The sequence below is a fragment of the Limosilactobacillus sp. genome (assembly GCF_051873075.1).
Lineage (GTDB): Bacteria > Bacillota > Bacilli > Lactobacillales > Lactobacillaceae > Limosilactobacillus.
Genome location: NZ_JBJEEM010000040.1, coordinates 1 through 11737, shown reverse-complemented (window position 1 = coordinate 11737; position 11737 = coordinate 1). Strand labels below are relative to the sequence as shown.

Annotated in this window: 13 protein-coding genes; 1 reads left to right on the top strand and 12 read right to left on the bottom strand. The window is 53.7% G+C overall.

Annotation, left to right across the window (positions count from 1 at the left end; all coding sequences use genetic code 11):
• The 5 genes from ACI31J_RS05340 to ACI31J_RS05320 form a co-directional block, all read right to left on the bottom strand.
• A partial coding sequence (locus ACI31J_RS05340) for a GNAT family N-acetyltransferase (protein ID WP_439773403.1) occupies positions 1–434 on the bottom strand: 434 nt, incomplete at its 3' end.
• Positions 435–893 (bottom strand): tRNA (adenosine(37)-N6)-threonylcarbamoyltransferase complex ATPase subunit type 1 TsaE, encoded by a 459-nt coding sequence (gene tsaE / locus ACI31J_RS05335; RefSeq protein WP_439773402.1) that lies wholly within the window; start codon positions 891–893, stop codon positions 435–437.
• A gap of 68 nt (positions 894–961) precedes the next feature.
• Positions 962–1384: a hypothetical protein gene (locus ACI31J_RS05330; protein WP_439773401.1), complete on the bottom strand. Its 423-nt coding sequence runs from the start codon at positions 1382–1384 to the stop codon at positions 962–964.
• A gap of 68 nt (positions 1385–1452) precedes the next feature.
• Positions 1453–2427 (bottom strand): phosphate acetyltransferase, encoded by a 975-nt coding sequence (gene pta, locus ACI31J_RS05325; protein WP_439773400.1) that lies wholly within the window; start codon positions 2425–2427, stop codon positions 1453–1455.
• Between the two features lie 41 nt (positions 2428–2468).
• Complete coding sequence (locus ACI31J_RS05320; RefSeq protein ID WP_439773399.1) at positions 2469–3173, bottom strand: uracil-DNA glycosylase; 705 nt, start codon at positions 3171–3173, stop codon at positions 2469–2471.
• 136 nt (positions 3174–3309) lie between these two features.
• Here ACI31J_RS05320 and ACI31J_RS05315 point away from each other — a divergent pair, with 136 nt between their 5' ends.
• Positions 3310–3876, top strand: a complete 567-nt coding sequence (locus ACI31J_RS05315; RefSeq protein ID WP_439773398.1) for an LURP-one-related/scramblase family protein — start codon at positions 3310–3312, stop codon at positions 3874–3876.
• A gap of 25 nt (positions 3877–3901) precedes the next feature.
• On the opposite strand, the gene smpB is transcribed toward ACI31J_RS05315, so the two are convergent.
• The 7 genes from smpB to ACI31J_RS05280 all read right to left on the bottom strand — a co-directional run.
• Positions 3902–4372: an SsrA-binding protein SmpB gene (gene smpB / locus ACI31J_RS05310; protein WP_283593478.1), complete on the bottom strand. Its 471-nt coding sequence runs from the start codon at positions 4370–4372 to the stop codon at positions 3902–3904.
• Between the two features lie 18 nt (positions 4373–4390).
• Positions 4391–6748 carry a ribonuclease R gene (rnr, locus tag ACI31J_RS05305; RefSeq protein WP_439773397.1) on the bottom strand — a complete coding sequence of 786 codons (2358 nt, stop codon included), beginning with the start codon at positions 6746–6748 and terminating at the stop codon, positions 4391–4393.
• Positions 6726–7505: an alpha/beta hydrolase gene (locus ACI31J_RS05300; protein WP_439773396.1), complete on the bottom strand. Its 780-nt coding sequence runs from the start codon at positions 7503–7505 to the stop codon at positions 6726–6728. The genes rnr and ACI31J_RS05300 overlap by 23 nt, the downstream gene beginning before the upstream one ends.
• Before the next feature lie 66 nt (positions 7506–7571).
• Positions 7572–7811: a preprotein translocase subunit SecG gene (gene secG, locus ACI31J_RS05295; RefSeq protein ID WP_057806936.1), complete on the bottom strand. Its 240-nt coding sequence runs from the start codon at positions 7809–7811 to the stop codon at positions 7572–7574.
• Positions 7812–7877: 66 nt separating this feature from the next.
• Positions 7878–9410 carry a ClC family H(+)/Cl(-) exchange transporter gene (locus tag ACI31J_RS05290; protein ID WP_439773395.1) on the bottom strand — a complete coding sequence of 511 codons (1533 nt, stop codon included), beginning with the start codon at positions 9408–9410 and terminating at the stop codon, positions 7878–7880.
• Between the two features lie 102 nt (positions 9411–9512).
• Positions 9513–10895, bottom strand: a complete 1383-nt coding sequence (locus tag ACI31J_RS05285; protein ID WP_439773394.1) for an amino acid permease — start codon at positions 10893–10895, stop codon at positions 9513–9515.
• 125 nt (positions 10896–11020) lie between these two features.
• The coding region (locus tag ACI31J_RS05280) for a putative PEP-binding protein (RefSeq protein ID WP_439773393.1) at positions 11021–11737 on the bottom strand (717 nt) is incomplete at its 5' end.

Here is an 11737-nt window from a genome sequence, read left to right as displayed (position 1 = left end):
CCGGTCTGGACGAAGCGACACCGCTTATAGAGAGCGATTGCCGGTTTGTTCGTGGTGAAAACACTCAGCACCAATGACGAAAGGCTGCTGTAGTTTTCAAACCAGTACTCGGCCTCTTCCACCAGCAGGCGGCCGATTCCATTATGCCAATAGTCCTTGGCAACCACCACGCCGAGCTCACCAGCAGTGGGCCGGTCGCCCAGCACCATGACCGTCACAATGCCGATCGGCTGTTCACCCAGCATTGCCAGCATAACCACGCAGTCATCGAAGCGGTTGATCATCTCAATGTTTTGCCGCTCTTGGTCTACGGTCACCTGGTCGAGGTGCGGGATCAGGACCGCGTCGGTCTCCTTAGCCGCCTGGCGCAAAAAGTCCAGAACCGCCGGGGCATCATCGGCCGTTGCCAACTTGATTTCTACTTGAGCTGCCATTTAAGCCACCACATCCTGCACCAGCTTGCTGAAGTGGGTGCCGTGGGGTTCAAACTCCAAGACCCGGGTATTATCATCATCGGTCCGCTTGAAGTGAATGGCCAGGAAGTCATCTGGCAGTTCATCTTCCACGAACTCGGCCCACTCAACGACACTCACACCGTCGCTATCGAAGTATTCCTCGAGGCCCAGGTCTTCGGCACCGCCATTCTCCAGGCGGTAGGCATCCATGTGGTAGAGAGGCAGTCGACCGTCCTGGTATTCACGGATGATTGTAAACGTTGGACTCTTGATCAGGTCGGGAATATCCAATCCCTTGGCCAAGCCCTTGGTGAAGGTTGTTTTGCCAGCCCCGAGGTCACCATCCAGGACTAAGACATCCCCCGCTTCCAGCTGACGGCCAATCTGCTCACCGAGGGCGATCGTTTCGTCTCGGCTCGTTAACGTTAACTTTTTCATTTTACAGTCCACCTTAAAATATTGATCTTAGCCCTATTCTAACTTACCGTCCCCAGAAAGACAAAGGTTCACCACCGGTAACGATAGTGGTCGTCACCGCGGCTATGACCAATCACTTTCTTCTGGCAGCAAATCGTCGCCTCAAGTCCCCGTGCGGCCTGATGCTTGCTGATCCGGCGATTTTCCGTTAAAACCATTCGGGCGAGGGCCTGGACCTGGTTCATCACGTTCGTCTTATCGTTATCAGACAGCTGACAAAAGTTGCGCGTGACCTGGACCGTGATCTTCCCATGCCCCCGGTCATTGATTTGCCGAATGTACTTTGCGTAGCCATAGTTAGCCGGATCCGTGTCGGCATAGCTTTGATGCTCCACCAGTTCCTGGGCCAGCTGCTGATTAGCCGTTTGCCGATCAGCTAGGGTCTTGCCACTCCCCAGCAGGATCGCCAGGACTAAGACAATGATCAGTGGCAAGGACATCCACCGTCGCATCTGTGCCCACTTCCCTCCATTAAAAAAGCCGGCAGTCATTTTCGACTCCCGGCCATTATTATTTTTAATTACAGTGCTTGGGCTGCCGTGATCAAGGCAACCTTGTAGGCGTCGTCCTCGCTGCATCCCCGTGAGAGGTCAGCGATTGGGGCGTTCAGGCCTTGCAGGATCGGGCCGACAGCGGTAAAGCCGCCAAACCGTTGCGCGATCTTGTAGCCAATGTTACCAGCTTCCAAGCTTGGGAAGATGAAGACGTTGGCGTGTCCAGCAACTGAAGAGCCAGGAGCCTTCAATGCTCCAACTTCAGGAACGAAGGCCGCATCGAACTGCAACTCACCATCGGCTGGCAAGTCTGGGGCCATCTCATGAACCTTCGCCGTAGCATCGGCTACCTTGGTAACCATGTCACCCTTGGCAGAGCCCTTCGTGGAGAAGCTCAGCAAGGCAACCTTTGGATCGATGCCGAAGAGTTTGGCGGTATTAGCACTCTGAACGGCTACTTCCGCCATCGTTGGAGCATCCAATTCGATGTTGATGGCACAGTCAGCAAAGATGTAGCGCTGGTCACCCTTGATCATCAAGAAGGCACCGCTAATCCGGTGGGCACCTGGCTTGGTCTTAATAATCTGCAATGCCGGACGAACAGTAGAACCAGTAGAGTGAACCGCACCAGAAACCATTCCATCAGCCTTGCCCATGTAGACCAGCATGGTCCCAAAGTAGCTGACGTCCTTGAGCATTTCTTCAACCTGTTCAGGGGTGTTCTTGCCCTTCCGCCGTTCCAGAAGAGCGTCGAACATGGCCTTCTTGTCAGCCTCTGGGTATTCAAGCGGGTCAATGATCGTCAGGTCGGCGATGTCAAAGTTGTTATCCGCCGCAGTCTTTTCGATCTCTGCCCGGGTCCCGAGCAGAATTGGCTTGAGCAGGCCATCCTTTTGCAGGCGAACAGCAGCGCCGAGGATCCGCTTATCCTCACCTTCGGGGAAAACAATTGTCTTACCCGTTCCCTTTACCTTAGCAGCAATTTCATCAAATAGTTCCATTATGCTAAACCTCCTTATTAGTGGTCATCAAGCATCTACACCTAATTTGCGATCTGATTGCCAGCTACCGGATTAGCCGGCAGTTGCCAATCAATCGGCGTTTCTCCCATTGCCTGAAGTGCCTCGTTGGTCTTAGAGAATGGCCGTGAGCCAAAGAAACCACGGTTAGCAGAAAGCGGGCTCGGGTGTGCTGATTCAAGAACAATGTTAGTGTTCAAATTGATCAGCTTCTTCTTGTCACGGGCAGCCCGTCCCCACAGAATAAAGATCACCGGCTTTGGGCGCTCGGACAAGGCGTGGATTGCCGCGTCCGTCAGCTGCTCCCAGCCATGTCCCTTGTGCGAAAAGGCCTGACCGTCACGAACCGTCAGTACCGAGTTCAAAAGCAGCACTCCCTGGTCGGCCCACTTTTTCAGGTAGCCATGGTTAACCGGAGTACAGCCCAGGTCCGCCTGGAGCTCCTTATAGATATTCTGTAGTGACGGTGGTACCGGGACTCCCGGGAGAACGGAAAAACTGCACCCATGAGCCTGGTGTGGTCCGTGGTACGGATCTTGGCCCAGGATCACCACCTTGACATCATGAAAGGGTGTCCACTCAAAAGCCTCGAAGATGTGATGCATCTCCGGATAGACCGTATAGTGGGTATATTCTTCCTTCAGGAATTCCCGTAGTTGTGCATAATATGCACTCTCAAATTGTGGTTTTAAGACATCCCACCAGTCGTTATGAATAAGTTGTTTCATGACTATTAGCACCTCGTCTCTTATTTTAGCATATCTCATCTCTACCTGCGCACCGAAATGAAAACGCTTTGCCAGTATGCAATTAGCCGACAAACTGGTAAAATACATTTAAAAGCAGTAGATTGGTGGTGAAAAAATGCGACAATTATATCTGCGCGATCACGCAACCGACCTGCGCGGGACCACGATTATTCGTGACCACCAGGGCCGATCGCGCTATCTCCTGGTTGGTAAGTGGGGAATACATTACGATGTCCTCTCCCTTTACTCGATCAGCGGGACCCTGCTTGCCGAGGTCAAGCAGCAATCATTGGGTATGTTGCCGAAGTTCTCCCTCTACCTCAATCGGCAACGGGTCGGCACGGTCGGCAAGTCCCTGGGCTTTGTCCGCCAAGTGATCTATATCCGCGGACTGAATTGGTTCATTGTCGGCTCGCCCTTAGCTGGCCGCTACCGGGTCTTCCAGGGTAATCGGAAAGTCTTCTCCATCCAGCCCGTCGAGCTCACCGGCAGCTACTATCACGAGCTGAAGGTTGAACAAGAAGCCGATGAACCGCTGGCCATCCTGGTTGCCAGTGTTCTTGACCACTGGGCACGGCATGGGCAACGTTCGGCCAAACGGCTACGTTTCCGTAAAACGCGGCTATCCGGTAGCTTCGGTATGGATTTTAGCCATAATATAAACAACGCACAGCACCGTTAATTCGCGATGTTGTGCGTTGTTTGTTCTAATAATGTTTCATTACCCGTTCAATTTCCCGGTTCTGTTCCCGGCGCTTGATGGCCTCACGCTTGTCATACTGGTGTTTACCCTTGGCAACCCCCAGCAAAACCTTGGCATAACCATGCTTGATGTACATCTTCAGTGGGATCAGGGTAACCCCCTTGTCCTGAAGCGTTCCGGTCAGCCGGTGGATCTCCTTCTTGTGGAGCAGGAGCTTCCGGTTACGAAGCGGGTCTTGATTAAAGTAGGTCCCGTTATCATACTCACTGATGTGAACATTCATCAGCCAGGCTTCGCCGTTTTTAATCTGGGCAAAGCCATCTTTGAGGTTGACCCGGTGGGCCCGGACCGACTTGATCTCAGTCCCGGTCAGGACTAGCCCTGCTTCGTAGGTGTCCGTCACGAAATAGTCGTGGCGGGCCTTTTTGTTTTGGGCAATCAAATTGTCATTATTGTGTTGGGATTTTTTTGCCATTCTATCCCTCCGTTGAAATTATGAGCGACGACGGTGGCGCCGACCCTCGGAATGGTGGTCACGTGAATTGTTGTGGTGCCGACTCTGGCCCCGGTTGATCTGCCGGTTGTTGACGTGACCATTGTGCTTGTTCCGGTCCCGCCGGTTGAAGTGGCCGTGGTTCCCCCGGCGGTCATCATGCGGTACCCGAATCTTCGTGGTTGGCGTGTTTTCGGGATGAACAATCTTGAAGTCTACTTCCCGCAGGTCCTTGTCGACCCGGAGCAGCTTAACCTGAATTGGCTGGCCAATCTGGAAGATCCGGTGGGTCTTGCGGCCGATCAGAGCCAGGTGCTTCTCGGAGTATTCATAGTAATCGTCATCCATCACGCTGATGTGGATCAGGCCCTCAACCGTGTTCGGCAGCTCGACAAACAGCCCGAACTTCATCACGGAGCTGACCACCGCGTCGAAGGTCTCGCCGATGTGGTCTTCCATGTATTCGGCCTTCTTCATGCTGTCGACGTCTCGTTCCGTGTCGATCCCCCGCCGTTCAGTAACCGAAGTGTGTTCGGCGATCTCCGGCAGCTTGTCGCGCCAGTGGGCCTTGGACTTTTCATCCTTGCCGTGTTCGTGGTACCACTTGATCAAGCGGTGCACCGTGTCATCAGGGTAACGCCGAATCGGTGAAGTAAAGTGGGTGTAGTATGGTGCGCCCAGGCCGAAGTGGCCGAGTTCTTCATCCGAGTACTTGGCCTGCTGCATACTCCGCAGCATCATTACCTGCACCATTTCTTCCTCCGGCTTCCCAGCGACTTCTTTCAAGACGTTTTGCAGCATCTTCGGCTTAACGTTGTTGATGTCACCATGAACGTTGATGCCGAAGACCTCCAGGAAGTCAACAAAGGACTTGATCCGGTCCTTGTCCGGCGTTTCGTGAATCCGGTATAGGAATGGTACCTTTTCCTTGAAGTAGTGCTCCGCCACCGTTTCATTGGCTGCCAGCATGAAGGACTCAATCATCCGTTCTGCCAGGCCCCGTTCTCGGAGTTGGATGTCTGTTGGGTGGCCCTTCTCGTCAACGATGATCTTGGCTTCTGGGGCCTCGAAGTCGATGGCGCCGCGCCGCTTCCGGTTCTTGAGCAAGATCCGGTGGAGTTCCCCCATCGTTTCAAACATCGGGACCAGGTTCTTGTATTCGGCAATCGTTTTTTCGTCGTGAGCCTCCAAGATCCGGTTGACCGCCTTGTAGGTCATCCGGGCGTGGGACCGCATGACACTCGGGAAGATCCGGTGGTTGACGATCTTGCCGTTTTCATCGATCTCCATCTCACAACTCATGGCCAGCCGTTCCTCACCTGGATTCAGTGAACAGATCCCGTTGGACAGGCGCTTTGGCAGCATTGGGACCACCCGATCGGTCAGGTAAACTGAGGTGCCTCGCTTGAAGGCTTCCTTATCCAGCGGTGTCCCAGGCTTAACGTAGTGGCTGACGTCGGCAATGTGGACCCCGAGGTGGTAGTGGCCGTTGTCCATCTTCCAGGCTACAACGGCGTCATCCAAGTCCTTGGACTCAATAGCATCGATCGTTACCAACGGCTGGTCGGTGATGTCTTCGCGTCCCTTCTTTTCCTCTGGCAGGACGTGCAATGGAATCTTATCCGCCTGCTCAAGGGCCTCCTTCGGGAACTCGTGAGGAACATCGTGGGCATAGATCACCGACATGATGTCGATGCCGGGTTCATCCTTATCCCCAATGACCTCCGTGACGGCCCCGGTCATGACCTTCGGGGAATCATCGTCTGGGTAAGTGGCCACCGTTGCCGTAACGACCTGGCCATCCATCGGCTTCAGACCCTGGTCAGTAACGAAGAAGCGATACGAGTTCAGCTTCTTATCCTTCAACAGGATCTCGCCGATGTAGTTGCCAACCGTCTCCTGCTTGAACTCGCCGACCACCCGTTCGTAGTTGTGTTCGACGATGGAGGTAACCTGACCCTCAGGCCCCTGGTCGGTCCCCGGCTTGCCAGGACGCAAGACCTTGACCGTCACCTGGTCACCATTCAGTGCGTGCATGGTGTGGTCCGGGTTGATGTACATGTCAGGCAGGTCCGGATCATAGTCGACAAAACCAAAACCCTTGTCATTACCATGGAAGGTCCCGGTCAGCGGCTGCTGCTTGATCACGGCTTCAAATTCGCCCTTATCGGTTACCTGGACCTTCTTGTCCCGCTCCAGCTTAGCCAGGGTCTGGACAACCGGGGTAAACTGATCACCATTGTCCATCCCGAGGTGGTAGGCGATCCGCTCGGCGGAGTAGCTCACCCCCGCATTATCAGTTAAGTATTTAAGAATTTGATCTTCTAAATGCTGTTTATCGTTTGTTCTTGTTGTCATCTGATACCTCGAATAATTTTTGTAAATAATCTAAGACGTCCGCGAATAACTTTCGGTGAGCGGTATTAACCGTCAATAAATGGGTAGCATTGGGGTAGAAATGGTAGTCTACCGGCGTCCCCTGAGCCCGCAGCCGTTCGGCTAACTGGGCGCCAGATTGCGAATCAATCATCTCATCATGGCCCCCCTGCGCAATGAAGAAGGGTTGGTGAATCTGATTCAGGTCAGCATCCAGCTGCTTGGTCATCGCCTGGATCGCCGCCAATTGAGCCGGCAGGTGTTCTTTGATCCAGGCCATCTTCTCAGTCACCATTGCCGGCGACGTCTGCTCCTTACGGTAGTAATTCATCGCCAACCGCGGGAAATACTCCGGTACATTCGACTGGCCCCAGGTGGTGATCGGTGAGGCAAAAACACCGCCGCCGCTCAATTGAGCATCGTTTTCCAGCGCCCGGGTGGCAAAGAGGCCGCCCAGTGAAAGGCCGAAGATTGCTAATTGGTCATGGCCGCTATCCCGCAAGCGGCGGATCGCTAACTGGGTATCCGCCCACCATTCGTCAGGATCACCGTCACTGAGGATCCGACAGGGATCACCGCCATGCCCCGTGAAAACCGGCGCATAGACAGTATAGCCATGCTTTTGGAGGGTACGCCCCAGCATCCGCACGTCGTTGCTATTGCCGGAATAGGCGTGGAGCAGGATCACTGCCGGTCGCCCGCCGGTAAAGTAAAATGGCTCACCCGTATATGTTTTCATCACTACCATCCTTTTCCAATAAAAAGAAAGCCCCCTGAATCGCTGCAGGGGGCACACTACCAATGTCTAATGTGATGATACGTAAACCAGTGCTAATGCCAGGATAAAGAAGAGTGCCCCACAGATTGTTGTGACAATTTGCATGACCGCTTCAAAACCACGGGCCTTGCGCCGGGAGAAGAGGTCCCCAGCCCCACCGGTCAGTGCTGACATTGCGTCGTTATCGTTCTTCGCTGGTTGCATCATTACACATGCAATTAAAACCACGCAATCGATTAAAAATAAAGTCATTAATGTGTTATACAAGGAATTTTCCTCCTAATATTTTACCCACTATATCTTTATTATCATACCATAAGCCCCGCCTTAATGCTATACGTTCGCATAGTGGGCAGCATCCATTATCCGGCGATAACAGTGCTTGGTCGAAGTAAAATTAGCCCGAATCAGCAGGGTATCGCCTGCCTGAATGGTCGTCTTGCCGTTGGGGATGATCTTGTCCTCGCCCCGGTAGATCAGGGTCACGATGGTATCAGTCGGCCACGGGTAGTCCTTCACCTGACAGCCGTCCAAGCGCGCCCCTGCATACACGGTCACCGGCATTGTGACGTTTTCGTCCGGCTGCTTGGGGTGCTTGCCGATGAAGGCGTTGAACATCGCCGTATATACCGGCTCGCCATGCAGGGCGTTGACGACCAGGTAGGCCACCACTGCCACCGTGGCTAACGGCATCAAGTGGGCAAGCGACCCCACCATCTCGGTAATCAGCAGGATGGCCGTGAAGGGGGCCTTGCTGATGCAGGCAAAGTACCCTGCCATCGCGTAGATGATGAAGTTAGGCAAGTACGCCGCTGGCAACAAGCCGAGTTGATTCATCAGGGCACAGTAGAGCGCCCCCAAGACGGCTCCCAGCGTCAGGATCGGCAGGAAGATCCCACCGGGCAGTTGTGAACCATAGCTGATCATTGAGAAGACAAAGCGGAGGACAAACAGGCCGAAGAACAGCCCGACGGAAACCGGCATCAGATGCAGTTCCCCGATCAATTGGTTCCCCCCACCCAGTGTTTGCGGCCAGAACCAGGCGATCGGAATTACCAACAGAAAGGGGACCACCGGGTAGGCAACCGGGGGCAGCCACCTTAATTTAGCGCTCCAGCTATTGAGGTGCAGGATCACAATCTGATACAGCCGCCCAAGCAGGCCTAACAGCAGGCCTAGCACAATCAGGTGCCAATAAAACCTTGTCGGCAGCATCCGTTCATAGGGAACGTCCAGGACCGGACGCAGGCCGAAAAAGACCATCGAAACCATGTTGGAACAAAGCGAACTGACGAAGGTCGCCAGCCAGATCACCGGCGAGAAGTTATGGTAGACCTCCTCGAGGATGAAGATGGTACTGGCAATCGGGGCGTTGAAGGCCGCTGCTAATCCGGCGGCGGCCCCGCTGGCGATGCCGACTTGCCGGTCAAGCTGGTTGGAATGGAGACTCTCAGCTACTCCTTGACCAACCGTGGCCCCCAGTTGAATCGATGGTCCTTCCCGGCCAAGGTAGAGACCGGACCCAATCGCCAGAATCCCGCCGACGAATTTCCGCCAGAGAACCGGCCACCACTGCTCATCAAACTGACTGGTGAGCTGCCCCTCAACCTGGGGAATTCCGGATCCCTTGATGTTGGGGTTGCGTTGCGCCATCCAGCCGAGCAACAGCGCCAGGATGACCGAACCCCCGGCCCATGGAATCAGCCAGAGTGGGTGTGTATGAAAGTATTGAAAGCTCTTGCCGACCAGGATCAGCGCATGCTGGATGGCCAGGCGAAAGAGACTCACCACTACTCCAGTCAAGAGACCGATCAGAATGGCCCGCACGAGTTGCTTGCTTTGACTGTCACGCTGAATATCTTTCATAAACTAACTCCTCCTACTTTAACTTTGAAATCACCACACTATTCTACACTAAAAACACCGCCCCTGCTAAATCATACCGGAGCGGTGTTTCAAATTTTAAGACTATTTACTGCTTACTGCTGACCGGTGGCGGAACAGGTATACCAGAACCGCCACGATCAGAACTGCCGCCCCGACAATCACCGAAATCCGGGTATCGGGGTTGACGAACATGAAGATCACAATCACGATCAACATGATAAAGGCAAAGTAGTTAGAAAACGGATATAACGGCAGCTTGAACGGGTGATCGACCATCAGATCTGGATTGTTGTGGCGGAAGCGCAGTTCAGCCAACAGGATCACAAACCACGGAATCATCCCCGGCAGGACGGACGAACTGAAGACGACCACGAACATGTCCGCCGTTGACTTGCTGTAGATCGACGCGATCATGTCGATGACGAACCCGATCAGGATTCCCCCAGAAATTCCCAGAATCGCCGCATCTGGAACCACCCGCTTGGAGAGCCGGCCGAAGAGCTTCGGTGCATCCCCCTCATGGGCCAGTTTGAAGAGCATCCGGCTGGAGCTGTAAATTCCGGAGTTAGCCCCGGACAGGGCCGCCGTCAATACCACGAAGTTGATGATTGAGGCCGCCGCCGTGATCCCAACCTTGGCAAAGGTCGAAACGAACGGTGAACCAACACTCGAAAGTTTATTCCACGGATAGATCGTCACGATCACGAAAATGGCACCGACGTAGAAAATCAGGATTCTGAAGAGCACTGACTTAACCGACTTGACAATTGCCTCCTGCGGGTTGGCAACCTCACCGGCAGAGATCCCCAACAGTTCGATCCCTTCGTATGAACCAACGATGATCGACATGGAGAAGAAGAAACCACTGACACCGCCGGTAAAGAAACCGCCGTGGGCCCAGAGGTTGCTAAAGCCGGTCGGATGGCCGCCATTACCGAAGCCAAAGAAGATCACCATGAAACCCAATAAGATCATGAAGATGATCGTGACCACCTTGATCATCGCAAACCAGAATTCCAACGAGCCGTAAGCCTTAGCACTTGCCAGGTTGGCCAGGACCAGGAAGATGATGATCACGATTCCGGCAACCCAAGTATGCATATGGGGCCACCAGTACTTAAGGTACTCCGTGGCCGCAACCACCTCCGACATCCCGACCACGATGTATTCGAAGACGTTGGCCCACTTCGCCAGGTAGCCGGCCAAGGGGTGAACATATTCGGTTGCGTAATCGGCAAACGACCCGGTCCCCGGGTTGATATAAATCATTTCACCCAGTGCCCGCATCACGATGTAGAGAATCAAGCCGACAAAGGCATACGCCAGCATGACGGATGGCCCAGTCCACTTAATCGTTGAGGTCGCCCCCATGAACAGGCCGACCCCGATGGCCCCACCAAGCGAAATCATCTCCATCTGCCCCGCCGTCATTGACCGGCGAAGCTTTGGCGCATTATCTTTCATTTTCTATCAAGTCCCTTTCCTAATTCAATTCTAGGAAAGTATATTATAATTTTGTATAAAATTCTATCTTTTTCTCATTATTTTGTAATGAAAAAGGAGTAACCGACACAGTCACTCCCATTTGTTCACTTAATATTGAGGCTGTTTTTCACCAGCATCTTGACATCCTGGTCAGTCGAACAGTTGTTGATGGCGTCATTCACCACCCGCTGACACTCACGGGTATCTAACTTGCTCATCATACTTCGCGTCCGCAATACGGTCGAAGATGACATTGAGTAGGCATCCAGGCCTAAACCCATCAACAGCGGCAAAGCCCACTTATCGCCAGCCATCTCCCCGCACATGGCAACCGTAATCTTATGTTCATGCGCGGCATCAATCACGTGCTTAATTAAAGCCAGAAATGCCGGATTAAGGGGTTGGTAGAGGTACGAGACCGCGTCGCTCCCCCGATCGGCAGCGAAACTGTACTGGATCAAGTCGTTGGTACCGATGCTGAAGAAGTCGACCTCCTGGGCCAGGTTGGCAGCATTGACAGCCGCCAGGGGAATTTCAATCATGATCCCGAGTCGAATATCATCACCAATCCCCGGCTGGGTGACTTGCAGCTCAGCCTTACATTCGTTGAAGATCTGCTTGGCCTGACGCAGTTCCTGAACCGTCGCAATCATCGGGAACATGATCGACAGCGGTCCATACTGGGAGGCCCGAATCAGGGCTCGTAACTGGGGCTTGAAGATCTCAGGATGGTCCAGGCACAACCGGATGGCCCGGTAGCCAAGGAAGGGGTTCATTTCCCGGGGCAGCGGCAGAAATGGTAGTGGTTTATCCCCACCGAT